The 24,449-nt window shown below is 65.8% G+C and carries 21 protein-coding genes; 16 read left to right on the top strand and 5 right to left on the bottom strand.

What is annotated here, in order from left to right:
• Positions 1–413: 413 nt before the first annotated feature.
• From ACOJB8_RS06950 to ACOJB8_RS06930, 5 genes are all read left to right on the top strand, one after another.
• A complete protein-coding gene (locus ACOJB8_RS06950; protein WP_475011722.1) occupies positions 414–3,596 on the top strand; it encodes an efflux RND transporter permease subunit in 3,183 nt (1,060 codons plus the stop codon).
• 10 nt (positions 3,597–3,606) lie between these two features.
• Positions 3,607–4,869, top strand: coding sequence for an efflux RND transporter periplasmic adaptor subunit (locus tag ACOJB8_RS06945; protein WP_475011719.1), 1,263 nt, complete (start codon positions 3,607–3,609; stop codon positions 4,867–4,869).
• Positions 4,866–6,422 carry an efflux transporter outer membrane subunit gene (locus ACOJB8_RS06940; protein ID WP_475011717.1) on the top strand — a complete coding sequence of 519 codons (1,557 nt, stop codon included), beginning with the start codon at positions 4,866–4,868 and terminating at the stop codon, positions 6,420–6,422. Before ACOJB8_RS06945 ends, ACOJB8_RS06940 begins: the two co-directional genes overlap by 4 nt.
• A gap of 104 nt (positions 6,423–6,526) precedes the next feature.
• Positions 6,527–7,768: an MFS transporter gene (locus tag ACOJB8_RS06935; RefSeq protein ID WP_475011715.1), complete on the top strand. Its 1,242-nt coding sequence runs from the start codon at positions 6,527–6,529 to the stop codon at positions 7,766–7,768.
• Between the two features lie 368 nt (positions 7,769–8,136).
• Positions 8,137–8,322 carry a hypothetical protein gene (locus ACOJB8_RS06930; RefSeq protein WP_028203177.1) on the top strand — a complete coding sequence of 62 codons (186 nt, stop codon included), beginning with the start codon at positions 8,137–8,139 and terminating at the stop codon, positions 8,320–8,322.
• A gap of 138 nt (positions 8,323–8,460) precedes the next feature.
• Here ACOJB8_RS06930 and ACOJB8_RS06925 read toward each other — a convergent pair whose 3' ends face one another.
• Both ACOJB8_RS06925 and mgrA read right to left on the bottom strand, forming a co-directional pair.
• Positions 8,461–9,489 carry a fatty acid desaturase family protein gene (locus tag ACOJB8_RS06925; protein ID WP_475011713.1) on the bottom strand — a complete coding sequence of 343 codons (1,029 nt, stop codon included), beginning with the start codon at positions 9,487–9,489 and terminating at the stop codon, positions 8,461–8,463.
• Between the two features lie 169 nt (positions 9,490–9,658).
• Positions 9,659–10,702 carry an L-glyceraldehyde 3-phosphate reductase gene (gene mgrA / locus ACOJB8_RS06920; protein WP_342949109.1) on the bottom strand — a complete coding sequence of 348 codons (1,044 nt, stop codon included), beginning with the start codon at positions 10,700–10,702 and terminating at the stop codon, positions 9,659–9,661.
• Between the two features lie 234 nt (positions 10,703–10,936).
• Here mgrA and ACOJB8_RS06915 point away from each other — a divergent pair, with 234 nt between their 5' ends.
• A complete protein-coding gene (locus tag ACOJB8_RS06915) occupies positions 10,937–11,143 on the top strand; it encodes a DUF3185 family protein (protein WP_069264683.1) in 207 nt (68 codons plus the stop codon).
• Between the two features lie 22 nt (positions 11,144–11,165).
• Here ACOJB8_RS06915 and ACOJB8_RS06910 read toward each other — a convergent pair whose 3' ends face one another.
• Positions 11,166–11,927, bottom strand: coding sequence for a phytanoyl-CoA dioxygenase family protein (locus ACOJB8_RS06910; RefSeq protein WP_342949110.1), 762 nt, complete (start codon positions 11,925–11,927; stop codon positions 11,166–11,168).
• 525 nt (positions 11,928–12,452) lie between these two features.
• Between ACOJB8_RS06910 and ACOJB8_RS06905 the strand changes: the two genes are divergently transcribed.
• A complete protein-coding gene (locus ACOJB8_RS06905; RefSeq protein WP_069264679.1) occupies positions 12,453–12,821 on the top strand; it encodes a hypothetical protein in 369 nt (122 codons plus the stop codon).
• A gap of 123 nt (positions 12,822–12,944) precedes the next feature.
• Here ACOJB8_RS06905 and metK read toward each other — a convergent pair whose 3' ends face one another.
• On the bottom strand, positions 12,945–14,135 hold the full coding sequence (metK, locus tag ACOJB8_RS06900) for a methionine adenosyltransferase (protein ID WP_028203182.1): 1,191 nt from the start codon (positions 14,133–14,135) through the stop codon (positions 12,945–12,947).
• A 272-nt stretch (positions 14,136–14,407) separates the two neighbouring features.
• Between metK and ACOJB8_RS06895 the strand changes: the two genes are divergently transcribed.
• The 9 genes from ACOJB8_RS06895 to hslU all read left to right on the top strand — a co-directional run bounded on the left by ACOJB8_RS06895 (position 14,408) and on the right by hslU (position 23,838).
• Complete coding sequence (locus ACOJB8_RS06895) at positions 14,408–15,295, top strand: lipid A biosynthesis lauroyl acyltransferase (protein WP_342949111.1); 888 nt, start codon at positions 14,408–14,410, stop codon at positions 15,293–15,295.
• A 58-nt stretch (positions 15,296–15,353) separates the two neighbouring features.
• The gene (gene dapF / locus ACOJB8_RS06890; protein WP_342949112.1) at positions 15,354–16,220 is read left to right on the top strand and encodes a diaminopimelate epimerase; all 867 of its coding nucleotides are present in this window, start codon (positions 15,354–15,356) and stop codon (positions 16,218–16,220) included.
• A gap of 130 nt (positions 16,221–16,350) precedes the next feature.
• Positions 16,351–17,034: a DUF484 family protein gene (locus ACOJB8_RS06885; protein ID WP_069264673.1), complete on the top strand. Its 684-nt coding sequence runs from the start codon at positions 16,351–16,353 to the stop codon at positions 17,032–17,034.
• A gap of 57 nt (positions 17,035–17,091) precedes the next feature.
• Positions 17,092–17,994 (top strand): tyrosine recombinase XerC, encoded by a 903-nt coding sequence (gene xerC / locus ACOJB8_RS06880; protein WP_368603814.1) that lies wholly within the window; start codon positions 17,092–17,094, stop codon positions 17,992–17,994.
• Positions 17,995–18,057: 63 nt separating this feature from the next.
• On the top strand, positions 18,058–19,272 hold the full coding sequence (locus ACOJB8_RS06875; RefSeq protein ID WP_069264671.1) for a class I SAM-dependent rRNA methyltransferase: 1,215 nt from the start codon (positions 18,058–18,060) through the stop codon (positions 19,270–19,272).
• A gap of 221 nt (positions 19,273–19,493) precedes the next feature.
• Positions 19,494–20,564 (top strand): CobW family GTP-binding protein, encoded by a 1,071-nt coding sequence (locus tag ACOJB8_RS06870; protein ID WP_475012074.1) that lies wholly within the window; start codon positions 19,494–19,496, stop codon positions 20,562–20,564.
• Positions 20,565–21,156: 592 nt separating this feature from the next.
• Positions 21,157–21,576 (top strand): RNA polymerase-binding protein DksA, encoded by a 420-nt coding sequence (gene dksA / locus ACOJB8_RS06865; protein ID WP_028203189.1) that lies wholly within the window; start codon positions 21,157–21,159, stop codon positions 21,574–21,576.
• A 339-nt stretch (positions 21,577–21,915) separates the two neighbouring features.
• Complete coding sequence (hslV, locus tag ACOJB8_RS06860) at positions 21,916–22,452, top strand: ATP-dependent protease subunit HslV (protein ID WP_238465739.1); 537 nt, start codon at positions 21,916–21,918, stop codon at positions 22,450–22,452.
• A 36-nt stretch (positions 22,453–22,488) separates the two neighbouring features.
• Entirely contained in the window at positions 22,489–23,838 is a 1,350-nt protein-coding gene (gene hslU, locus ACOJB8_RS06855) for an ATP-dependent protease ATPase subunit HslU (RefSeq protein ID WP_069264664.1), read from the top strand.
• 68 nt (positions 23,839–23,906) lie between these two features.
• On the opposite strand, the gene ACOJB8_RS06850 is transcribed toward hslU, so the two are convergent.
• On the bottom strand, positions 23,907–24,449 hold the full coding sequence (locus ACOJB8_RS06850; protein ID WP_069264661.1) for a response regulator transcription factor: 543 nt from the start codon (positions 24,447–24,449) through the stop codon (positions 23,907–23,909).

Genomic DNA, 24,449 nt, shown 5'->3' with positions numbered 1-24,449 from the left:
CGCGCTTAAGCACGGCCGGACCCTTGGCAACCCCATTGTTGCCTGTTTGAGCGCGCGAGCAAAGCGAAAAAATAGGGGGGTGTATCAACGGCGGCATGCATTTGGCGCCTCGTGCCGCCACAGCCCCGCCCTGCTTCGCTCACGCATCTTACGAAAACCTGACTGTAACAGATGGTAAACCCCATTCTTCGCGACCTTGCTAGGGCAGTCCCTGAAAAAGTACGCTGATGCAAGGTGAGTGGCGCTATAGTCCTGTCCCAACCGTGCACCACAAAGGCCCGGCGCAGCACAGGCAAAGACCGCACGCGCGCCACAACAGCCCGCCACGATACCGATAACCTGAACGCTCGCCACCGCGGCCAGACCAGCCGCGCGAGCCAGACTCCGCCACCAGCGAAGGAACCCGCCGTTCCATGTGGATCGTTCGACTCGCGCTCAAGCGCCCGTACACGTTCGTCGTGCTCGCGTTGCTGCTTTTGATCGTCGGGCCGCTGACGATCCTGCGCACGCCCACGGACATCTTCCCGAACATCGACATTCCGGTGCTCTCGGTGATCTGGACCTACACGGGTCTGCCCGCCGACGAGATGGAAAAGCGCATCGTGCTCAACTACGAGCGCGGCCTTTCCGTGGCGGTGAACGATATCGAGCACACCGAATCGACGTCGCTGAACGGCATCGCGGTCGTGAAGATCTTCTTCCAGCCGCATGCCAATATCCAGGAAGCGCTCGCCGAAGTCACGGCGCTGTCACAGGCGCAGTTGCGCTCGCTGCCGCCCGGCATCCAGCCGCCGTTCATCCTGCGCTACAACGCCTCGACGGTGCCGATCCTGCGCCTGTCGCTGTCTTCGCCGCAGCTGACCGAGCAGGAACTGTTCGACTACGGTAACAACTTCCTGAAGACGCAGCTTGCGACCGTGCCGGGTGCCTCCGCGCCGCTGCCCTATGGCGGCAAGCAGCGGCAGATCATGGTCGACATCAACCAGCGCGCGCTGCAGCAGCACAATCTCTCGCCCATGGACGTGGTGAACGCGATCAGCGCGCAAAACCTCATCCTGCCTTCGGGCACGGCCAAAATCGGCGCAACCGAATATTCGGTGACGATGAATGCAAGCCCCGAGAGCTTAGCGGGCCTGAACGACATTCCCGTGAAAACCACGGAGAGCGGCACGATCTACATCCGCGACGTGGCGCACGTGCGCGACGGCTATGTGCCGCAAACCAATATCGTGCGCGTGGACGGACAGCGCGCCTCACTTCTTACCATCAACAAGAGCGGCAACACGTCGACGCTGGAGATCGTCGATCGCATCAAGGAAATGATGCCGACGCTGCGCAATCTCGTGCCACCGTCGCTCAATATCGATCCGGTCGCCGACCAGTCGCTGTTCGTGCGCGCCTCCGTGCAGGGCGTGCTGCGCGAAGCGCTCATCGCCGCCGCGCTCACGGCGCTCATGATCCTGCTGTTTCTCGGCAACTGGCGCGCCACGCTCATCATCGCGATCTCGATTCCGCTGTCGATGATCACCTCGGTCATCGTGCTCGCGGCGCTCGGCGAGACCATCAACATCATGACGCTGGGCGGGCTCGCGCTCGCGGTCGGCATTCTGGTTGACGACGCAACGGTCGCGATCGAGAACATCAGCCAGCAACTGGAGCAAGGCAAGACGCTGGAACAGGCGATTCTCGACGGCGCGCATCAGATCGCGATCCCCACGCTCGTCTCCACGCTCTCCATCTGCATCGTGTTCGTGCCGATGTTCCTGCTCACGGGCGTGGCGCATTACCTCTTCATTCCGCTCGCGGAAGCCGTGGTATTCGCGATGCTGGCGTCGTACTTCTTCTCGCGTACGCTCGTTCCCACGCTCGCGAAGTACCTGATGCGCCACCATCGCAAGGCCGCCGACCTGCATCACACGCATGGCACGACGCGCAATCCGTTCATGCGCGTGCACCTCGCGTTCGAGCGCGGCTTCGAGGGGCTGCGCGAGCGCTATCGCGGGTTTCTCACGGCGCGCGTGAAGCATCCCGTGTGGTTCGTGGTGGCGTTTCTCGCCTGCTGTGGCGCGTCGTTGCTGCTCATGCCGTTCCTCGGGCGCGACTTCTTTCCGCAGGTCGATGCGGGCACCATCGCGCTGCACGTGCGCGCGAAAACCGGCATGCGTGTGGAAGAAACCGCCGTGCTCGTCGACCGTATCGACAAGCGCGTGCGCACGCTGATTCCGCCGGGTGAGCTGCATTCGATCATCGACAACATCGGCCTGCCGGTCTCGGGCATCAACCTCTCGTACAGCAATACGGGCACCATCGGCACGTCCGACGCGGACGTGCTGATCTCGCTGAACGAGGACCATCACCCCACCGCCGGCTACGTGCGCCTCCTGAGGCACACGCTCAACGACGAGTTTCCGGGCGTGCAATTCGCCTTCCTGCCCGCCGATATCGTGAGCCAGACGCTGAACTTCGGCATGCCCTCGCCCATCGATGTGCAGATCGTCGGGCGCGACGTGGCCGGCAACCGCGCGTTCGCGGCGAAGCTGCTCGCTCGGCTGCGCGGCGTGCCCGGTTTCGTCGACGCGCGCATCCAGCAGCCCGCGGACCTGCCGCGCATCTTCATCGACGTGGACCGCACGCGCGCGCAGCAGGCGGGCTTCACGCAGAAGGACGTGGCGAGCGACCTGCTCATCACACTCTCGGGCAGCCAGCAGACCACCCCCACGTTCTGGCTCAACCCGATCAACGGCGTGAGCTACAACGTCGTCACCGAAGCCCCGCAATACACGATCGATTCGCTGCAATCGCTCGCCAACATTCCACTCACCGCGAACGGGCGCAGCAACATACTCGGCTCGCTCGCGAGCATGCAGCGCATCTCGGGCGACGCGGTGGTCACGCACTACAACGCGCAGACCACCATCGACATTTACGGCACCGCCGACGGGCGCGACCTGGGCGCCGTTTCCGACGACATCGCGAAGATCGTCGACCAGACGCGCGGCGAACTGCCGAAGACGTCGAGCATCAAGCTGCGCGGCCAGGTGCAGACGATGAACGATTCGTTCTCCGGACTGTTCGGCGGGCTCGTCTTCGCGATCGTGCTCGTGTATCTGCTGATCGTCGTGAACTTCCAGTCGTGGCTCGATCCGTTCATCATCATCACCGCGCTGCCGGGCGCGCTCGCGGGCATCGTCTGGATGCTGTTCCTCACGCACACCACGCTGTCCATTCCCGCGCTCACGGGCGCGATCATGTGTATCGGCATCGCCACGGCGAACTCCATTCTCGTCATCAGCTTCGCGCGCGAGCAGTTGCGCCTGCACGGCGATGCGGCGCGCGCCGCGATCGAAGCGGGCTACACGCGCTTTCGCCCCGTGCTCATGACCGCGCTCGCCATGGTGATCGGCATGGTGCCGATGGCCATCGGCCTGGGCGAAGGCGGCGAGCAGAACGCACCGCTCGGGCGCGCCGTGATCGGCGGCCTCGCGGTGGGCACGCTCGCCACGCTGATCTTCGTCCCCGTGGTGTTCTCGCTCATCTACCGCAAGCTCGGCGAGCGCCGCCAGCGCGCCAGTGAAAACGTGGTGCCCAAATCATGAATACCCTGTCATGACGAATCATTCGCAAACGCCTTCGCCGCAAGAGCCGTCGCCTCATCGATCGCGGCGCTGGCCCCTTGTGCTCGCCGCGCTCATCGTGCTCGGCCTCGCGGCGCAGGGCATCTGGTCGCGCCATAGCGCGCATGCGGCGCTCGAACGCGAGGCAAAGAGCGCGAGCACGCTGACCGTGCAGGTCGTCACGCCGCAGCGCTCGACGCGCGCGCTCGACCTCGTGCTGCCCGGCAACGTGCAGGCGTTTCTCGACACGCCGATCTACGCGCGCACGAGCGGCTATCTGCGCAAGTGGTACTTCGACATCGGCGCGCACGTGAAGGCGGGCCAGTTGCTCGCCGAAATCGACGCCCCCGAAGTGGACGACCAGTTGCGCGCCGCGCGCGCCGATCTCGCCAACGCCGAAGCGAACTACGCGCTCGCGAAAACCACGGCCGACCGCTGGACGCAGATGCTGCAAACGCGCTCGGTGGCAAAACAGGACACCGACGAGAAAGTCGGCGACATGCTCGCGAAAAAGGCCACGCTCGACTCCGCGCGCTTCAACGTCTCACGGCTCTCGCAGCTGCAGTCGTACGAACGCGTGACGGCGCCCTTCGACGGCATCGTCACGGCGCGCAACGTGGACGTGGGCGCACTCATCGACGCGGGCAACGGCGGCACCTCGCAAAAGGAGCTGTTCCATCTTGCGCAGGCCGACCGTCTGCGCGTGTACGCGAACGTGCCGCAGGCTTACGCGCAGCAGATCCGCGTGCAGCAGCATGCGTATCTCACGCTCAACGAAGAGCAGGGCAAGCACTTTCCCGGCATCGTCGCGCGCACGGCGGGTGCCGTCGACGCGCAGCAGCGCACGATGCTGGTCGAAGTCGATGTGGACAACCGCAGCGGCGAACTGTTGCCCGGCGCCTACGCGCAGGTCCACTTCGCGCTCGACGGTTCGGCCACGCCGATCACGCTGCCCGGCAACGCCTTCCTGTTCCGCCCCGACGGCGTGAAGGTGGCGACCGTCGATGCGCAAAATCGCGTGAAGCTCGTGAATGTGACGCTCGGCACCGACTTCGGCACGCGGGTGGCGGTAGCGGCGGGGCTCTCCGGCGACGAGCGCGTGATCGTCAATCCGCAGGACGCGATCGTCGACGGCACGCCGGTGCGCATCGTGCAGCCGCACGGCGAGCACGAGGCCGATGCGGCGCATGGCGCGAGCGGTGCGAGTGGCGCGGGCAGGAACACGGGCAACAGCGCGCAGGCGCAGGGCGAATGATGAAGCACGCGCGGATTCGACTGTGCGCGTTGGCCATGCTTGCGGCGCTCGGCGGCTGCAAGGTGGGCCCCGACTACGTGCGCCCCACCATGCCCGTGGCCGCGACGTTCAAGGAACTCGAAGGCACGGGCTGGACGATTGCGCAGCCCGCCGATAGCGCCTCGCGCGGCGCGTGGTGGACAATCTACGAGGACGCCACGCTCGACGCGCTCGAAGCCCAGGTCGAAGGCGCGAACCAGAACGTGCAGGCCGCGCAGGCGCACTTTCGCGCGGCGCGCGCGAACGTCGCGCAGCAGCGCTCCAGCTTTTTCCCACTCGTGACGGCGAGCGGCGACTTCTCGCGCTACCGCACCTCGCAGAATCTCCTGTACACGTCGAAGGCCGGTCAAACGATCAACGACTACTCCGTGGGCATCGACGCCACATGGGAGCCCGATATCTGGGGCCGCGTCGCGCGCAACGTCGAGGCCGCCAAGGCGAACGCACAGGCGAGCGCCGCCGACATGCAGGCCGTGCTGCTCTCCATGCAGGCCGAACTCGCGACCGACTACTTCGAGCTGCGCGGCATCGACCGCGAACGGCAATTGCTCGACGACACGATCAAGGCCTACCGCGAATCGCTCGAACTCACGCAGAACCGCTACGCGGGCGGCATCGCCACCGACGCCGACGTGGGCCAGGCGCAAACGCAGCTGCAGACCACCGAGGCGCAGGCGATCGATCTCGGCGTTCAGCGCGCGCAGCTCGAGCACGCCATCGCCATCCTGACCGGACAGTCGCCTTCCACGTTCACACTCGCTGCCGCGCCGAAGGAAGCCTACGCGGTGCGCGCGATCGCGAGCCCGCCGGGCGTGCCGTCGACGCTGCTCGAACGGCGCCCCGACATCGCGGCCGCAGAGCGCCGTGTGGCCGCCGCGAACGCGCAGGTGGGCGTGGCGACGGCGGCGTTCTTCCCGAACCTCATGCTCGCGGTCACGGGCGGCCTTGAGGCGACCAACTTCAGCCAGTGGCTCGTCGCGCCCGCGCGCTTCTGGTCGCTCGGGCCGACGCTCGCGGGCACGCTGATCGACTTCGGCGGGCGCGAGGCGGTGCGCAACGAAGCGCGCGCGCAGTACGACGAGAACGTCGCGCAGTATCGCCAGACAGTGCTCGACGCCTTCGGCGAGGTCGAGGACAACCTCGCGGCGCTGCGCGTGCTGGAGCAGGAGGCGAACGCCCAGGACCGCGCGGTGGATGCCGCGCAGCGCACGCTCGTCACCATCAACAATCGCTATCTAGGCGGTGCGATCACCTATCTCGACGTGGTGGTCGCGCAAACCACGGCGCTCACCAACGAACGCCAGGCCGTGGCGATCTCGCGCCGGCGCATGGCGGCGAGCGTCGCGCTCGTGAAGGCGCTCGGCGGCGGCTGGAACGCGGCGGACTTGCCGAGCGACGCGGCGCTGGTCCACCCGGACGATGCGCACAAAGCGCAGCCCGCCAGCGGGCCGCAAGGCGCTGCGCCGGCCGCCGCTCGCAGCGCGCAGCCCGGCGCCTCGCGCGCGCCGGGCTAAACGGCCGCGCGGTCACGCCAGGCACCCGGCCTGCGGCGCTCGACAACGCCATTTGCCCAACAGGCGTATCGTTGCGCCTTTGCCATATTGCTGGAGATCCTGTCGTGACTGCATCACCGGGCGCCCCGCGCACTTCCGCGCCCTCCGCCGTTCCGTACATCGAACGCGGCACCCCCGCATTCTGGCGCGCAAGCCTCGCGCTGCTGTTCGCCGGCTACGCCACCTTTTCGCTTCTTTACTGCGTGCAGCCGCTCCTGCCCGCGTTCTCCCAGACCTTCGGCGTGAGCCCCGCGCAGAGCAGCCTCTCGCTCTCGTTCACCACGGCCGCGCTTGCCGTTGCGATCTTCGTCGCGGGCTTCGTCTCCGAAGGCTGGAGCCGGCGCGGCATGATGACCGCATCGCTGTGCGCCTCGTCGCTGCTCGCGCTCGCCACCGCCTTCGTGCCGCACTGGCATGAGCTGCTCGTGCTGCGCACGCTGCTGGGCATCGCGCTCGGCGGCGTGCCCGCGGTGGCCATGGCCTGGCTCGCCGAGGAAATGCACCCGGACGGTCTCGGTCTCTCGATGGGCCTCTACGTCGGCGGCACGGCTATCGGCGGCATGGCGGGGCGCGTGATCACGGGCATCGTCACCGATCTGTTCGGCTGGCGTGCGGCCGTGGCCGTGATCGGGGTGCTCGGGCTCGCCTCCATGTTCGCGTTCCGCTCGCTGCTGCCGCCCTCGCGCCACTTCGCGCCGAAGAGCGGCCTCGGTTTCGCGCATCATCGCGCGGCGCTGCTGCGCCATTTCGCGCGGCCGGGTCTGCCCATGCTGTTCGTGATGGGCTTCGTTCTGATGGGCAGCTTCGTCACGCTCTACAACTACATCGGCTACCGGTTGATCGCGGCGCCTTATCACATGAGCCAGGCGGCCATCGGCGCGATCTTCCTCGTCTACCTGACAGGCGTGGTCGCCTCGCCGTGGTCGGGCCGCATGGCCGACACGTTCGGGCGCGGCCGCGTGCTGATCGCCAGTCTCGCGCTGATGCTCACGGGCGTCGTGCTCACGCTGTTCGCGCCGCTCACGGCGATTGCCGCGGGCATCGCCTGCCTGACCATCGGCTTCTTCGCGGGGCACGCAGTAGCAAGCGGCTGGGTTGGGCGCCTCGCGCGCGAAGCGAAGGGCCAGGCGGCTGCGCTTTACCTGCTCGCCTATTACCTCGGCTCGAGCGTGATGGGTTCGATCGGCGGACACTTCTGGGCCGGTGCAGGCTGGGGCGGCGTGGCCGGCCTCGTGATCGTGCTGCTGGCCGTGGGCCTAGCACTCGCGCTCACCTTGCGCGCGCGCGAGCGCGCCGGAGCGGCCTGAGCTCGCGCGGCATGCAACGTTCGCACCCGCGCCTCTGTGTGCCGTGCGCAATCGAAAGGCGTCCGTAATATTCAGACGACTGGCGATTTGCACGCCGCGCGCATCGCACCGCAGCGGAACTCCGTCTCTGGCGGGCTTTTGCGGCGCGACAGGAGATTCACGGAAAGCCTCGCGGCGTTCACGCGCGCCGCCGCGCTCGCCGGCCTCACCTATACTCGATTTCAGGCCCGGGGCCGCAGCGCCATGCCATTGGCATGGCGACGAGAACGACAACCATTGCGAGCCTTCGTCGCCCATACGATACGCAACCCCTGCATGGGACCGGAGTCAGTGCTGAAGCACTCACTCCGGATCGACAGGAGACAAGCATGGAAGGTTATTTCACGATCGGCGATTTCGTGATGATCATCCCGATGGCCCTCGCTGGCGCGCTCTTTCTTGGCGCAGTGCCGTGCGCAACGGAATTCAGACACAACACGCTGCGCGTGATCGGCGCGCTGATCGGCGTACTCGCGGCCGTTGCACTCGTCGAGACACTGCCGGCGCTGATGTAGCGGACGTTTGGCGCACGCTTCCTACGCACGGCGGCTCGCGATGCGCAGACGCGCGAACCGACGAAGCGACGAAGCGGAATCCTCGCGGCTCGAAGCGCCGCGGCTTGCGCGCACGCGCGGCATTCGCTTGCCCCCTCCTCAGCCGGGATCGACGCCCGGCTGCAAGCCCTTGAACTGACGCAACGCAGCGGCCAGATAGCCCGTTCGCGCAGACGCGCCTGCGGCCTCTTCGGCGTGTGCTAGCGCGGGGAGCGCTGTCCACGGCAGCGTCGGACGCAGATGATGCTGGCGATGCAGATGGTGATTCATCAGCAGCACGCCCAGCGCACGCGGCACGCGAAAATCCCGCGCGCGACCCGGTTCGTCGAGCGCGACGCCGTAGTGCGGCAGGTTGTCGGCGAGCGAGAGCCACAGTCCGCGCAGATACATCGCCGCGAGCAGCACGGGCCAGGCCTTGCCGTAGAGCGCGAACGAAGCCGCATAGAGGGCGAGCGACGCAAGCCAGTCGCGCCGCGCACGGCGGCGCCTCACGGGATCGGTGGCGTGGTTCGCGAAGAGCCGCTGCACCTGCACGCCTTCGCGGCCATGCGCGCCCACGCCGCGCTCGATGATGGCGCGCGCGAGCCGCCCCGGCATGAACGCCAAGAGCGGCAGCAGCAATTCGGCGAGGTAGAGACCACCCATCAGCCGCCCGTAGTACGCCACGCGACGACGCCAGCGCGGGCCGCTCGCCCCATGCGTGTCGTGCACATCGGGGCGGTCGAACGGCTCGCGCGTGAAGCGGTGATGCATCAGGTGTCCGAAACGCACGGCGTCGAACGGCATCGCCAGACCGATCGCGAGCGCGCGGGCGAGCCATTCGTTCACGCGCCGGTCGCGCGCCAGCTGTCCGTGGATACCTTCGTGAATGAGGCCCCAGTGGATCGGCGTGGCGAGCACGACGGGGGCGAGCGTCGCCAGCAAGGCGAGCGTCGGGCCGCCCGTTGCGTCCAGCAAGAGCGGCAATCCGACGAGTTCGTAGCAGAGCGCGGTGAACGCGAATGCGATCAGCGCGGCGTTGGTGCGAGCCGCCGTCGCGGGCTGGGGCGAGTGGGTTGGCCGCCTGGCGGGTTCAGCGCGGGTGGCGGACGGGGAAAGCGCTTCAGTTTCGGCGCTCAAGAACTCCATGGTGATTCCTCGCGGCAAAGGCTGCCGCGACGTTAGCAGGGCCACATGACAAAGCGAAGAACGGCGCGCCGCGCGGCCACGGCCGATGTAAGGCCTATCGTTCGCGCATAAAAAACCGCCTCGCGAGGAGGCGGTTCCTTGCGCCGGCAAGCAGGCAGAAGCGTGCCGCTCAGATGGGCTGATCGGTCGACGGCTTCTCCCACAGGTTCACGCCGCCTTCGGTCGCATAGCGGTCGATCTCCGCGAGTTCTTCCTTCGAGAACTCGAGGTTCTTCAACGCCGCGACGTTCTCGCGCACCTGCTCCGCGCGGCTCGCGCCGATCAGCGCCGAGGTCACGCGGCCGCCGCGCAGCGTCCAGGCGATCGCCATCTGCGCGAGGCTCTGGCCGCGGCGCAGCGCGAGGTCGTTGAGCTTGCGCACGTGCTCGATGTTCTGCTCGCTCAGGTGCTCGCTCTTGAGCGAGCCGCCGCCCGGACGGTTCACGCGCGCGTCTTCGGGCACACCGTTCAGGTACTTGTTCGTGAGCACGCCCTGCGCGAGCGGCGTGAACGCGATGCTGCCCGTGCCCAGGTCCTCGAGCGTGTCGAGCAGTTCTTCCTCGACCCAGCGGTTGAGCATGTTGTACGACGGCTGGTGAATGAGCAGCGGCACCTTGTATTCGGCGAGCAGTCGCGCCATTTCGCGCGTCTTCGCGGGCGAATACGACGAGATGCCGACATAGAGCGCCTTGCCCTGCTGCACGGCCGTGGCCAGCGCGCCCGCCGTCTCTTCGAGCGGCGTTTCCACGTCGAAGCGGTGCGAATAGAAGATGTCGACGTAGTCGAGGCCCATGCGCTGCAGGCTCTGATCGAGGCTCGCGAGCACGTACTTGCGCGAGCCGCCGCCCTGGCCGTACGGGCCCGGCCACATGTCCCAACCCGCCTTCGACGAGATCAGCAGTTCGTCGCGGTAAGGACGGAAATCGTCCTTGAAAATGCGGCCGAAGTTGGTTTCCGCACTGCCGTACGGCGGCCCGTAGTTATTCGCGAGGTCGAAGTGCGTGATGCCGAGATCGAACGCGGTGCGCAGGATGTCGCGCTGGGTCGAGATCGGCGTGGTGTCGCCGAAGTTGTGCCACAGACCGAGCGACAGCGCGGGCAGCTTGAGCCCCGACTTGCCGCAAAAGCGGTACTGCATGTCCGAATAGCGTTCTGAGGCTGCTTCGTAAGCCATGATCTGAATCCTCGGCGAAAACGGGAAGTGAGCGAAGGGATGGGCGCGACGTGCCGTGGGGCGCGACGCTCGCGTGAGGCAGCTATGTTAGCCAATCCGCCCAAGCCGTGCAGATGCCCACTATGCGGGAAAGGCGATGGAGAGCGCGTGTCAGGCCGGTGAAAAAACCGCACCCTGGACGCGCCGCGGCCGCTCGCCTACACTGCGGCGTCCATCCTTTGCGAGAGGTTGTTCATGGCCAAAGCGATTTCGATCGCGCTCATCGCCTGTGGCGTCGTCCTGTTGTACTTCGGCGGCCAGTCGCTCCATTCGTTCGCGAACGACATGTCGCGCCTCTTTACCGGCGCGCCCACCAATCGCACGATCCTCCTGATTGGGGGCGGCATCGCCGCGACGCTCGCAGGCATCACCGGGCTCGCGATGTCGGGGCGTCGGCGCTAACGAAGAGCACGGCTGCATCGCCTCAGAACCTCACCTCGGGCTTCGAGGCCGAGCGCGTGCCCGGCAGCGGCACGTTGCTCGCGCCGTGATAGGTGTACACGAGCGAAAACTTCACCTGATCGCTCTGGTTCTGCCCCGCCGAATGCAGCGTGTTGCAGTGGAAGAAGACCACATCGCCGGCGGCGAGCGTCGGGGCGATGGCGCGATCGATCCACGCCTTGTTCTCCGGCAGGTCGGCGCGGAAGAATTTCGCGGCGTCGAACCTGTCCGAGGTGAACGGCGCGTCGTGCGAGCCCGGCACGAACCACAGGCCGCCGTTTTCCATCTTCTCCGGCCCGAGCGCGAGCCAGACCGACACGAGGTCGTCGCGCTCGAACGACCAGTAGCGCACGTCGCGGTGCCAGCCCGTCAGGCTGCCGTAGTGCGGGTGCTTCGTCATCATGCAGTTGTGATGCGCACGCGAGAGGACCGGCTCCTCGCCGAAATACAGCTCCATCCACCCCGCGATTTCCGGCGACGTGGCCCACTCGCGATACAGCGCGTGGCGCGAGTAGGCGTCGAGCAGGCGCCGCACCGTGTGGCCGCCGGGCGCGGCCTTCGATTCGGGCGCGCCGGGGTAGCGCAAATCGGCTTCGAATTCGAGCGGCGCCGCAGCCGCCTGCAACTGCTCCTGCGCAACCCGCTTGATCGCCTCGCAGCGCTCGGGCGAAACGAGCCCTGGCACGACCACGAAGCCGCGCTCGCGCAGCGCCTGCACCTGTTCTTTCTTTGAATGGACTGACATGGGACTTCCGTTATGCGATCTCGATGCGAGCAAGGGCCGCAGCCTGCGTTCGTCGCTTCGTCAAACGATAAGGCTGAGGCGTCGGCGCGCGCCGACTCATCGATTGTAAAGCGTGCCGGCACGGCGGGAAGGACCACGCGCTCACACGAAGTGGCTCCATGCGCGCCTCGGATCGAGCCGCACGCGAATGGCGCACGCGCACCGCGATGAAGACAAAGGGCGGGATCGTGTGCATCAAAGACGCGCAGGGCCGGGTATTAACCGACTTTTTGCGGTCACGATTCGCGTGTAGCCTGTCGCGATGTTGTTCGACTTCGCCGAATTCTCATCGCACGGACGGATCGCCGTGAACGCCTTGCCACACAAGGTGCTCCAACAGAAGAATCCGTCGCGTCGCGTCCTACGCCGCGCCATGCGGCCCGTCTCCCGTCCACAGACATCGTGACGCCCTGAAAGACAGGCACGTTTGCTGCTCGATGCAAAGCGTCGCGCAAGGCGCACCTCGAACCCGATTGCTCAACCGCCATGCATACCCTCTTCGATACTCAACGCATGACCCACGCCGCCCACACTGCCCTGAAAGCGGCACGCCCAGCCCGCCGTCACCTGGTGCGCGCACTGCGACACCACGCCGCCCGCACCCGCGCGCTCACGCAACAAGTGCGCGAAGCGAAGCCTGTCGACGGCATGCGCAGCTGGTTCCACTCGTTCTTCGCCGTGCTGCGCATGCGCTCGGGCTCGCGTCACTTCTCGCTGCGCACGCTGCTGTATCGTCCGAATGCACCGCTGCGCACGCTCGCCGCGCCTTCCACGGTTCATGTGGCGCGCAGCACGCGCAAGCCGCGCCGGATGGCCGCGAGCAGTGCGGGCTGGTTCGGCTTCGCGATGCGCTGAGTCCGCGCGCGAGCCACGCCGCGCGATCCGCAGAAAACAAAAACCCCGCACGGGCTTGCGCCCTGCGGGGTTTTTCTTCGCTTGCTTCACTTGAGCCGGCGCGAGGCCGGCTTATGCGAACGCTTACGCGACGGCTGCGCTCACCGGCTCCGTGCCGGCGGCTTCGGCCAGAGTCAGCGCCTTGTCGGTCGCTTCCCACGAGAATTCCGGCTCTTCACGGCCGAAGTGGCCATAAGCGGCGGTCTTTTCGTAGATCGGGCGCAGCAGGTCGAGCATCTGGATGATGCCCTTCGGACGCAGGTCGAAGTGTTCGCGCACGAGCTTCGTGATCGTCGCGTCCGAAACCTTGCCGGTGCCGAACGTGTTGACCATGACCGAGGTCGGCTCGGCCACGCCGATGGCGTACGACACCTGGATCAGGCAGCGCGACGCGAGGCCGGCGGCCACGATGTTCTTCGCGACATAACGGCCGGCGTAGGCTGCCGAGCGGTCCACCTTCGACGGATCCTTGCCCGAGAACGCACCGCCGCCGTGCGGGGCTGCGCCGCCGTACGTATCGACGATGATCTTGCGGCCCGTGAGACCGCAATCGCCCTGCGGGCCGCCGATCACGAAGCGACCGGTCGGGTTCACGAGGAACTTGATGTCGCCCTTGATCAACTCGGCCGGCAGCACCGGCTTGATGACTTCTTCGATCACGGCTTCGCGCAGCGTGCCGAGGTCGATGTCCGGCGAGTGCTGGGTGGAGAGCACGACGGTGTCGATGGCGTGCGGCCGGCCGTCGACGTAGCGAATCGTGACCTGCGACTTCGCATCCGGACGCAGCCACGGCAGACGGCCGTCGCGGCGCAGGTTCGACTGGCGCTCGACCAGACGGTGCGACAGGTGGATCGGCAGCGGCATCAGCTCGGGCGTTTCGTCGCACGCATAGCCGAACATCAGGCCCTGGTCGCCGGCGCCCTGGTCGAGGTTGTTGTCGTGCGCGCGGTCCACGCCCTGGGCGATGTCCGGCGACTGCTTGTCGTAAGCGACGAGCACCGCGCAGCCGCGGTAGTCGATGCCGTAGTCGGTGTTGTCGTAGCCGATGCGCTTGATGGTGTCGCGCGCGACCTGGATGTAGTCGACGTTGGCCGTCGTGGTGATTTCACCGGCCAGCACGACGAGACCCGTGTTGCACAGCGTTTCCGCTGCAACGCGCGAATACTTGTCTTGCGTGAGGATGGCGTCGAGGATCGCGTCCGAGATCTGGTCGGCGACCTTGTCCGGATGGCCTTCGGAGACGGATTCGGAGGTGAAGAAATAGTCGTTTGCCACGTGTCTAGCTCCTTGTAGCTGGTGACGGTTGAGTTCACGTAGCCAGCTTCGGGAGCTTTGAAGCGGCGACGCTTTAGCGGAATTGCTGCCCGGTTGCCATGATTCGCGTTCGATTACGCGCAGTTCACAGCCCACCGGCTTCGCCCCGCAAGTTGTCTATTAACTCGGCGAAGCCCTTATTATAGCGACTTCCTTAAATTGTCGCAGAGTCTCTCCCGCGTGCCGCTCATCGCCCCCTTCACAGTTCGCAAGCCCTGCAGCGGAGTTGCCGCATGATAGGCAAACTCGGCTCCCGTTTCGCCATCGGCCTGCTCAAGCTGTTCGCGATCCTGCCCTATGGCTTCGTCGCGCGTCTGGGCGACGGCCTCGGCTGGCTGCTCTACAAGATCCCGAGCCGGCGCAAGCGCGTCGTTCATACGAATCTGCGCCTGTGCTTCCCCGAATGGAGCGACGAAAAGCGCGAGGAAGTGGCGGGGCTGCACTTTCGCCACGCCATTCGCAGCTACATGGAGCGCAGCGTGCAATGGTTCGCCTCGGCGAAGAAGCTCGAAAAGATCGTCGAACTCGACAGCGAGATCGATCTCACCGATCCGAACCTGCCGCCGACGCTCTTTCTCGGCCTGCATTTCGTGGGCATCGAGGCGGGCTCCATGTTTCTGAACTACTCGCTGCACCGGCCGTGCGGGTCGCTCTACCAGCCGTTCTCGAACCCGGAATTCGAAGCCGCGGCCAAGGCGGGACGCAGCCGTTTCGGCGCGGAAATGGTGAGCCGCGCGGACAGCGCGCGCGCCGTGCTGCGCTGGCTGCGCGACAAGAAGCCCGTGATGCTCGGCGCCGACATGGACTACGGCATGCGCAATTCCACGTTCGTGCCCTTCTTCGGTGTGCCGGCGTGCACGCTGACTGCGGTGGGGCGTCTGGCGAAGGTGGGTCATGCGCAGGTGGTACCGTTCATCGGCGAGGTGTTGCCCAATTACAAGGGTTATCGGCTGAAAGTGTTCAAACCTTGGGAAAATTATCCGACCGGCGACGACGATCTCGACGCGCGCCGCATGAACGCTTTCCTCGAAGAACAGATTCCGCATATTCCCGAGCAGTATTACTGGGTCCACAAGCGCTTCAAGACGCGCCCGCCAGGCGAGCCGAGCGTCTATCAATGAGCGTTGCGCACACGACCCGGGCCCGGGTTTTCGCCCGGGCCTCGCTTACAATACCGGCATGAAACTCAAATTCACCAAGATGCACGGCGCGGGCAACGACTTCGTCGTGCTCGACGGCTACAGCCAGGACCTCGCGCTCACGCCCGAGCGTGTGCGCGCGCTCGCCGATCGCCACTTCGGCGTCGGCGCGGACCAGTTGCTGCTGGTCGAGAAGCCGACCGTGGAAGGCGTCGACTTCCGCTATCGCATCTTCAATTGCGACGGCGGCGAGGTGGAGCACTGCGGCAACGGCGCGCGCTGCTTCGTGAAATTCGTGCGCGATCGCAAGCTCACCGATTCGAATCGCGTGCGCGTGCAGGTGCAGAAGGGCACGATCACGCTCGTCGTGCAGGAAAACGGTGAAGTCGTCGTCGACATGGACCGCCCGGAGTTCGAGCCGGCGCACGTGCCGTTCAACGCGAACGGCCTGGAAGGCCGCCGCGAAGGCAACGACACGCTCTGGCCGCTCGACGTGAACGGCGCCCGGCGCTGGGTGTCGGTCGTCTCGATGGGCAATCCGCACGCGGTGCAGGTCGTCGACGACGTCGAGGCGTACCCGGTGAAAGCCGAAGGCGCGGTCATCGAAACGCATGCGCGCTTCCCGAACAAGGTGAATGCCGGTTTCATGCAGATCGTTTCGCGCCACGAAGTGAAGCTGCGCGTATTCGAGCGCGGCGCCGGCGAAACGCTCGCGTGCGGCACGGGCGCATGCGCGGCCGTGGCGGCGGGCATTCGCCGCGGGCTGCTCGACACGCCCGTGAAGGTGCATACCCACGGCGGCCTGCTGACCATCGCCTGGGACGGCGCGCGCGACGAATCCGCCGCGCTCACCATGGCGGGCCCGGCCGCCACGGTGTTCGAAGGCGAGATCGAGCTGGCCGACTGACACGCAACATCGGCCTCGTACGGCGCGCGCAACGAGAGAACGTCGCGCCGCACGAATACTCGAAAACAATCAACCGCATGACAGACTGCGCGCCGCCGTGCGCACCTCACAACTACAACGCGTCCACAACATGAACGATCGCGAAGTTGCCGACTATCTGCTCGCCCACCCCGATTTTTTCGTTGAGCACGCCGAACTGCTCGCGACGATCAAGCTAGGCAATCCGCACGGCAAGGCTGCCGTCTCGCTGCAGGAGCGCCAGATGGAAATGCTGCGCGAGAAGAACAAGCATCTCGAGCGGCGTCTTTCTGAGCTGCTGCGCTACGGCCACGAGAACGATTCGATCGCCGCGAAGTTCAACCGTTGGACCACGCGCATGATCGCCGAGCGCGACCCGTACGCGCTGCCGCGCTCGATCACGCAGAACCTGCGCGACGTGTTCGACATGCCGCAAGCCGCGCTGCGCGTCTGGGACGTCGCCGAGTCCTACAGCCAGGCCGATTTCGCGCGCCATACCGGCGAGGAAGTGCGTATCTTCGCGAACAGTCTCGACACGCCGTATTGCGGCGCGAACACCGGCTTCGAGGCCGCGCAATGGCTCGACTCGAGTGAAGGCGCCGCCGAATCGGTCGCGATCATCGCGCTGCGCGCCCCCGCTGTGGCCTCGAACGACGCGCCAGGGGGCGAAGCTTTCGGCCTGCTGGTGATGGGCTCGCCCGACCCGCGCCGCTTCCACGAAGGCATGGCCACCGACTTTCTCACGCAGATCGGTGCACTGGCGAGCGCGGCGCTCTCGCGCCTGCTGCCGCACTGACGCACACCGAAGCCGCCCAACGTGAACCCAACCGATCCGATCGCCGACTATCTCGCGATGCTCGAACACGAGCGGCGGCTCTCGGAGCACACGCTGCGCGGCTACGCGCATGAACTCGACGAGCTGAAGAAGCTCGCGAGCGACAAGCCGCTCGAAACGGTCACCGCCGCGCAAGTGCGCGGCGCGGTGGCGCGCGCGCACGCGGGCGGCCTCTCGGCGCGCTCGATCGCGCACCGGCTGTCGGCCTGGCGCGCCTTCTATCGCTGGCTCGCGGGGCGCATCGAAATGGACGCGAATCCCGTGGCCGCCGTGCGTGCGCCCAAGCGCGCCAAAACGCTGCCGAAGGCGCTTTCCGTCGACGACGCCGCGCATCTCATGGAAGCGCCTGCCGTCGCCGGCACAGAGGAAGGCGGCCCCGAGGCGTTGCGCGACCGCGCGATGCTCGAGCTGTTCTACTCGTCGGGGCTGCGGCTCGCCGAACTCGTGGGACTCGACGTGCGTTACGTCAAGCGTGACGGCTACGAATCGGCGGGCTGGCTCAAGCGCGACGCCGCCGAAGTCGAGGTCTTGGGCAAGGGCAACCGTCACCGCATGGTGCCGGTCGGGCGCAAGGCGCTCGACGCGCTCGACGCCTGGCTCGCCGCCCGCAGCGCCTTCGTGAAGCACGACGACGCCCCGCTTTTTCTCTCCGTGCGCGGCAACCGCATGGCGCCCGGCGTGGTGCGCGAGCGCGTGAAGCGCGCCGCCATCGCGGCGGGCATTCCCGCGAACGTGCACCCGCACGTGCTGCGGCACTCGTTCGCCACCCACCTGCTGCAGTCGAGCGGCGACCTGCGCGCCGTGCAGGAACTGCTCGGCCACGCGAGCATCTCGGCAACCCAGGTCTACACGTCGCTCGACTTTCAGCATCTCGCGAAGGTCTACGACACCGCGCATCCACGCGCCAAGAAGCGCGATTGATACGCCACGGCGCTCGTGCAACGCTGCGCGACACGAGTGCCGTTACCCAGCATCGAAGCCATCATGAATATCGTCACCCTCAAGCCGTCCAAAGAAAAATCCCTGCTGCGCCGCCATCCGTGGGTCTATGCGAACGCGATCGACCGCGTGGAAGGCAAGCCCGCGCCAGGCGCGACCGTGATCGTGCGCTCGGCCGACGGCCGCTTCCTCGGGCGCGCCGCCTACAGCCCGCATTCGCAGATTCGCGCACGCGTGTGGAGCTTCGACGAAAACGAGCCCATCGACCACGCGTTCTTCAAGCGACGCGTGCAGCGCGCCGTGGCCGACCGCCGCGCGATGGTGAGCGGCACGGGCGCGGTGCGCCTGATCTTCGGCGAGGCCGACGGCCTGCCTGGCCTGATCGTCGATTACTACATCGAAGACGGCGGTGATGTTGCGCAAAGCGGCCGCGGCCAGCTCGTGTGCCAGTTCATGGCGGCGGGCGTCGAGGCGTGGAAGGAGGCGATCGTCGCCGCGCTCACGTCGGCCACGGGCTGCCCGAACGTCTACGAGCGCTCGGACGTGTCGATCCGCGAGAAGGAAGGGCTCGAACAGATCACGGGCCTGCTCGCAGGCGACGAACCGCCGGCCACGATCATCACGAGCGAGAACGGCGTGCGCTATCACGTGGACGTGCGCAACGGGCACAAGACCGGCTTCTACGTGGATCAGCGCGACAACCGCGCGCTCGTGCAGACGTACGCGCGCGAGCGCGAGGTGCTCAACTGCTTCTGCTACACCGGCGGCTTCTCGCTCGCGGCCATGAAGGGCGGTGCGAAACGGGTCGTGTCGATCGATTCCTCGGGCGAAGCACTCGCCACCGCGCAGAAAAACGTCGAGGCGAACGGCTTCGACGCCGCGCTCGCCGCCTGGCTCGACGCCGATGCCTTCAAGACGCTGCGCCGCCTCTACGACGATGGCGAGCGCTTCGATCTCGTGGTGCTCGATCCGCCCAAGTTCGCGGCCTCGCGCGAACACGTGGACCGCGCCGCGCGCGCCTACAAGGACATCAACCTCACGGGTTTCAAGCTGCTGCGTCCGGGCGGTCTGCTGTTCACGTACTCGTGCTCGGGTGCGATCGATTCGGCGCTGTTCCAGAAGATCGTGGCCGGCGCCGCCGCCGACGCCAGGGTGGACGCGCGTATCCTCAAGCGCCTTGGCGCCGGCGTGGATCATCCGCTGCTCACGGCATTCCCGGAAGGCGAATATCTGAAAGGCCTGCTGTTGCAAATCGCCTGAGACGGCCTTACTTGAGGCTTTTCGGCGCCGCGCCGGAACGCCTTTCGGGCCGCCTGTTCGCGCCCCGATTGGGTCTCACGCCCGGCCGCCGCATGCGGGCGCGGCGCAGATATGTTTCAATAGGAAGTTATGTTGTAACACTCGAAGGCAGCGACAGCACGAAGCGGCGCGCCTGAACGTACCCCTCGAACACCTACCAGGCAGACAGCATGGCAACCAGCATGATTCCCGTCACCATCCTGACCGGCTTTCTCGGCAGCGGTAAAACCACGCTGCTCAAGCGCATCCTGAACGAGAAGCACGGCATGAAGATCGCCGTGATCGAGAACGAGTTCGGCGAAGAGAACATCGACAACGAAATCCTCGTGCAGGACAGCACCGAGCAGATCATCCAGATGAGCAACGGCTGCATCTGCTGCACGATTCGCGGCGACCTCGCGCGCGTGCTCGGCGATCTCGCGCAGCAAAAGCGCGACGGCAAGCTGGACTTCGACCGCGTGGTGATCGAAACCACCGGCCTCGCCAATCCGGGCCCGGTCGCGCAGACGTTCTTCATGGATAACGAGATCGCCGACGAATTCCTGCTCGACGCGATCATCACGCTCGTGGACGCCAAGCACGGCAACCATCAGCTCGACGAGCACGAAGTGGTGCAGCGCCAGGTCGGTTTCGCCGACCGCCTCTTCATCACGAAGGCCGACCTCGTCGACGAGAATGAACTCGCCGATCTGCGCCATCGCGTGCTGCACATGAATCCGAAGGCGCAGATCCGCCAGGTCAATTTCGGCGAGGCCGACATCAAGGAAGTGTTCGACCTGCGCGGCTTCAACCTGAACGCGAAGCTCGAAATCGACCCCGACTTCCTCGCCGAAGACGATCACGCTCATGCGCATCACGATCATGACCATGACCACGCGCATGACCACGATCACGCCGATTGCGACCACGATCACGGCCAGTGCAACCACGAAGGCCACCATCACGCGCACCACGACGACAAGATCAAGTCGTTCGTCTACCGCAGCGACCGTCCGTTCGATCCGAACCGCCTGGAAGACTTCCTCGGCGGCATCCTGCAGATCTACGGCGAGCGCCTGTTGCGCTACAAGGGCGTGCTCTACATGAAAGGCGTGGACCGCAAGGTGGTGTTCCAGGGCGTGCACCAGATGATGGGCAGCGATCTGGCCGCCAAGTGGCTGCCGATCGAGAAGAAGGGCAGCAAGATGGTGTTCATCGGCATCGAACTGCCGCAGGACCTCATCACCGACGGGCTCGACGCCTGCCTCGCCTGAGCGGCTCCCCCGCTTTTCCCGATACGCCCGGCTCGCTGCCGGGCGTTTTCGTCTGGAGTTTGCACTGCGACGCAGCGCCGGCGCCAGGTTTGCGGCCGGCGCAAAGCATTCCTTCCGGTTCTGTGCGTCAAATAACGTACCCGACCATCGCTTTTTCACGATTGGCGCGTTATATTTTCTGGATATCGACCGGTGCGCAAACGGCCTGGCGACAGGCGGGTGGCAGCAGGGATTTCCCGCTTGCGGCGCGAGTTTGCGGTTCGGTTACAATACGGCCCCACTGGAAGAGAGGTGCCCCGGAATTCCCGAGGGACGCCCCGCCGGCAGCGCATCGCGTCGCAGCGCGCAGTCGGTACGATATATGCCTCACAAGCATCTGATGACCGGTTTCCAGAGGAGTTCGGCCCCGCAGCGGCGCTTCGGGCGTCACGACAGTTCATCGTCCGTGCCCGCCAGCGCGCATATAACGGCGCGGTAACTGCGCCTGGCAAAGTGGTAAAGGTTGGTAACGGCCACCGCGGCCACTGCGGGCAACACAAAAGTGCAGGCAAGATGTGCCAGTTTTGCCTCACTCATTGAAGAAGCAAGCCAGATGACGACGAAACGACTCTTGACCGAAGCCGAAATCCTGAAGATGAGCGACAAGGATTACATGAACGAGGATCAGCTCGCCTTCTTCAAGAACCGGCTCGAACAGCTGCAGGCGGAAATCCTCCGCAATGCGGGCCAGACCACCGAGAATCTGCGCGAAACCGTGATCGTTCCCGATCCGGCCGACCGCGCGACCATCGAAGAAGAGCATGCGCTCGAGCTGCGTACGCGCGACCGCGAACGCAAGCTGCTCAAGAAGGTGCAGCAATCGCTCGCGCGCATCGATTCCGGCGACTACGGCTGGTGTGAAGAAACGGGCGAGCCGATCGGCATCCCGCGTCTGCTCGCGCGCCCGACCGCCACGCTCTCGCTCGAAGCGCAAGAGCGACGCGAACTGCGCCAGAAGCTGTTCGGCGATTGAGCTTTATTCTGGCCGCGAAGCCCTGCTTGCGCGGCTAGCGACTTGCCTTCCCTGTCGAAGCGCACGGAGCCCCGTGCGCTTTTTTCTTTTGCGCGTGGCCGCGGCGCCACCGAGCCGCCGTGCCGTTTTCTGCGCCCGCGGCCCTTGATATGCCCATCGCCGCCCTAAACTCCAGGTGATATGCGCTCGCGGCGCGCGAGAAGCGCGCGCGACGCGCCCGGATTCAGGGCGGCCGCGCCCGCAGCGTGCACGGCGCGCGAGCACCGCGGCGCCCACCCGAAAGCGGCAGGCATACCACCTTCGCATCCAACCCGGCATCAACGGTAAAAAGGAACGCACATGGAGCAATTTCACGGCACGACGATCGTATCCGTGCGGCGCGGCGACAAGGTCGCGCTCGGCGGCGACGGCCAGGTCACCCTCGGCAACATCGTCATGAAGGGTGGCGCGAAGAAGGTCCGGCGCATTTACGGCGGCAAGGTCATGGTCGGCTTCGCCGGCGGCACCGCCGACGCGTTCTCGCTGCTCGACCGCTTCGAAGCCAAGCTCGAAAAGCATCAGGGCAACCTCACGCGCGCCGCCGTCGAACTCGCCAAGGACTGGCGCACCGACCGCATGCTGCGCCGCCTCGAAGCCATGCTGATCGCCGCCGACGCGACCACCACGCTCGTGATCACCGGCAACGGCGACGTGCTCGATCCCGAAGAAGGCATCTGCGCGATCGGTTCGGGCGGCGCGTATGCGCAGGCCGCGGCCCGCGCGCTCGTGGAGAACACCGAACTCTCGCCGCGCGAGATCGTCGAAAAATCGCTCGAGATCGCGGGCGACATGTGTATCTACACGAATCACAACCGCGTGATCGAAACCATCGAATAACTCGCCAACCGACCGTACCGACGAGAAGGAATCAGGATGAGCACCATGACCCCCGCCGAGATCGTCTCGGAACTCGACAAGCACATCATCGGCCAGGCGAACGCGAAGAAGGCCGTGGCCGTCGCGCTGCGCAACCGCTGGCGCCGCCAGCAGGTCGCCGAGCCGCTGCGCCAGGAAATCACGCCGAAGAACATCCTTATGATCGGGCCGACGGGTGTCGGCAAAACCGAAATCGCGCGTCGTCTCGCGAAGCTCGCTGACGCGCCGTTCATCAAGATCGAAGCGACCAAGTTCACCGAAGTGGGCTACGTGGGCCGCGACGTAGATAGCATCGTGCGCGACCTCATCGAAATCTCGGTGAAGCAGACGCGCGAAACGGAAATGCGCAAGGTGCGCAGCAAGGCCACGGATCAGGCCGAAGACCGTATCCTCGACATCCTGCTGCCGACGGCACGCCCGGTAGGCTTCGGTTCGTCCGATGCGGCGAGCCACGCCGAAAGCGGCGACAACACCACGCGCCAGACCTTCCGCAAGCGCCTGCGCGAAGGCCAGCTCGACGACAAGGAAATCGAGCTGGACGTCGAGCAGCCGCAAGTGGGCATGGACATCATGGGCCCCCCGGGCATGGAAGACATGACCGAGCAGATCCGCTCGATGTTCGCCAATCTCGGCGGCGGCAAGAAAACGCGCCGCAAGGTGAAGGTCAAGGAAGCGCTCAAGCTGCTGACCGACGAGGAAGCCGGCAAGATGCTCAACGACGAAGAGGTCAAGCAAAAGGCCGTGCAGAACGTCGAGCAGAACGGCATCGTGTTCCTCGACGAAATCGACAAGATCGCCTCGCGCAACAACGAAGGCAGCGGTGGCGAAGTTTCGCGTCAGGGCGTGCAGCGCGATCTGCTGCCGCTCGTGGAAGGCACGACCATCAACACGAAATACGGGATGGTGAAGACCGATCACATTCTGTTCATCGCGAGCGGCGCGTTCCATCTTTCGAAGCCGAGCGATCTGATTCCCGAGCTGCAGGGCCGTTTCCCGATTCGTGTGGAACTCGACTCGCTCTCCGTGAAGGACTTCGAAGCGATTCTGGTCGCGACCGACGCGAGCCTCGTGAAGCAGTATCAGGCGCTGCTCGCCACCGAGGACGTGCAGCTCGATTTCGCCGAAGACGGGATTCGCCGCCTCGCGGAAATCGCCTTCTCCGTGAACGAGAAGACCGAGAACATCGGCGCGCGCCGTCTGTACACGGTGATCGAGAAGCTGCTGGAAGATGTCTCGTTCGCGGCCGGCAATCACGCGGGCAAGAGCGTGACGATCGACGCTGCCTATGTCGACCGCGCGCTCGGCGAAGTGGCGCAGGACGAAGACCTGTCGCGTTACGTGCTCTAAACGTTACGCATGACGCATGAAAAAGGGACCCCGCGGGGTCCCTTTTCTTTTACCGCTCCGGACTGTGCTTACTGGCGCACCGGGCGCTTCGCGAGCTTGCGCTGCAGCGTGCGGCGGTGCATGTTGAGCGCGCGCGCCGTGGCCGAAATGTTGCCGTTGTGCTCGGCCAGCACGCGCTGGATGTGCTCCCATTCTAGGCGCGCGACCGAGAGCGGCGCCGGGTGCTCGATGGCCTCTTCGGCCTGCACGGCGCTCGCATCGCTTTGGAGTGCCGAGAGAATCATCTCGACGTTGGCGGGCTTGGCCAGATAGTTGTCCGCGCCGTCCTTCACGGCCTGCACCGCTGTGGCGATGCTTGCGTAGCCCGTGAGCACGAGCATGCGTGCGTCCGGCTGCAGTTCGCGCAGCGGCGCGATGAGCGACAGGCCCGAGTCGTTGCCGAGATGCAGGTCCACGGTGATCTGCGAAAACTTCTGCTGATTGGCGAAGCGAATCGCCTCTTCCGCATTGTGTGCCTGCTTCACCTCGAAGCCGCGCCGCGTGAGGCCGCGCGTGAGGATGTCGGAGAACACTTCGTCGTCGTCGATGACCAGAAAACTCATATCGCTCAT

This window comes from Paraburkholderia sp. BR10141 (genome assembly GCF_056155635.1).
Note: the sequence above shows the minus strand (reverse complement) of the source record. Positions and strands in the feature narration are given on the sequence as shown.

Excerpts from the sequence above, each read along its gene's own strand:
- ACOJB8_RS06930 (WP_028203177.1), top strand. The coding sequence starts at position 8,137 with ATGGAAGGTTATTTCACGATCGGCGATTTCGTGATGATCATCCCGATG.
- hslV (WP_238465739.1), top strand. The coding sequence starts at position 21,916 with ATGGAGCAATTTCACGGCACGACGATCGTATCCGTGCGGCGCGGCGAC.
- ACOJB8_RS06895 (WP_342949111.1), top strand. The coding sequence starts at position 14,408 with ATGATAGGCAAACTCGGCTCCCGTTTCGCCATCGGCCTGCTCAAGCTG.
- ACOJB8_RS06925 (WP_475011713.1), bottom strand. The coding sequence starts at position 9,489 with ATGGAGTTCTTGAGCGCCGAAACTGAAGCGCTTTCCCCGTCCGCCACC.
- ACOJB8_RS06950 (WP_475011722.1), top strand. The coding sequence starts at position 414 with ATGTGGATCGTTCGACTCGCGCTCAAGCGCCCGTACACGTTCGTCGTG.
- ACOJB8_RS06875 (WP_069264671.1), top strand. The coding sequence starts at position 18,058 with ATGAATATCGTCACCCTCAAGCCGTCCAAAGAAAAATCCCTGCTGCGC.
- mgrA (WP_342949109.1), bottom strand. The coding sequence starts at position 10,702 with ATGGCTTACGAAGCAGCCTCAGAACGCTATTCGGACATGCAGTACCGC.
- ACOJB8_RS06850 (WP_069264661.1), bottom strand. The coding sequence starts at position 24,449 with ATGAGCGATATGAGTTTTCTGGTCATCGACGACGACGAAGTGTTCTCC.
- ACOJB8_RS06910 (WP_342949110.1), bottom strand. The coding sequence starts at position 11,927 with ATGTCAGTCCATTCAAAGAAAGAACAGGTGCAGGCGCTGCGCGAGCGC.
- ACOJB8_RS06870 (WP_475012074.1), top strand. The coding sequence starts at position 19,494 with ATGATTCCCGTCACCATCCTGACCGGCTTTCTCGGCAGCGGTAAAACC.
- ACOJB8_RS06940 (WP_475011717.1), top strand. The coding sequence starts at position 4,866 with ATGATGAAGCACGCGCGGATTCGACTGTGCGCGTTGGCCATGCTTGCG.
- xerC (WP_368603814.1), top strand. The coding sequence starts at position 17,092 with ATGCTCGAACACGAGCGGCGGCTCTCGGAGCACACGCTGCGCGGCTAC.
- ACOJB8_RS06945 (WP_475011719.1), top strand. The coding sequence starts at position 3,607 with ATGACGAATCATTCGCAAACGCCTTCGCCGCAAGAGCCGTCGCCTCAT.
- dksA (WP_028203189.1), top strand. The coding sequence starts at position 21,157 with ATGACGACGAAACGACTCTTGACCGAAGCCGAAATCCTGAAGATGAGC.
- ACOJB8_RS06885 (WP_069264673.1), top strand. The coding sequence starts at position 16,351 with ATGAACGATCGCGAAGTTGCCGACTATCTGCTCGCCCACCCCGATTTT.
- hslU (WP_069264664.1), top strand. The coding sequence starts at position 22,489 with ATGAGCACCATGACCCCCGCCGAGATCGTCTCGGAACTCGACAAGCAC.
- ACOJB8_RS06905 (WP_069264679.1), top strand. The coding sequence starts at position 12,453 with ATGCATACCCTCTTCGATACTCAACGCATGACCCACGCCGCCCACACT.
- dapF (WP_342949112.1), top strand. The coding sequence starts at position 15,354 with ATGAAACTCAAATTCACCAAGATGCACGGCGCGGGCAACGACTTCGTC.
- ACOJB8_RS06915 (WP_069264683.1), top strand. The coding sequence starts at position 10,937 with ATGGCCAAAGCGATTTCGATCGCGCTCATCGCCTGTGGCGTCGTCCTG.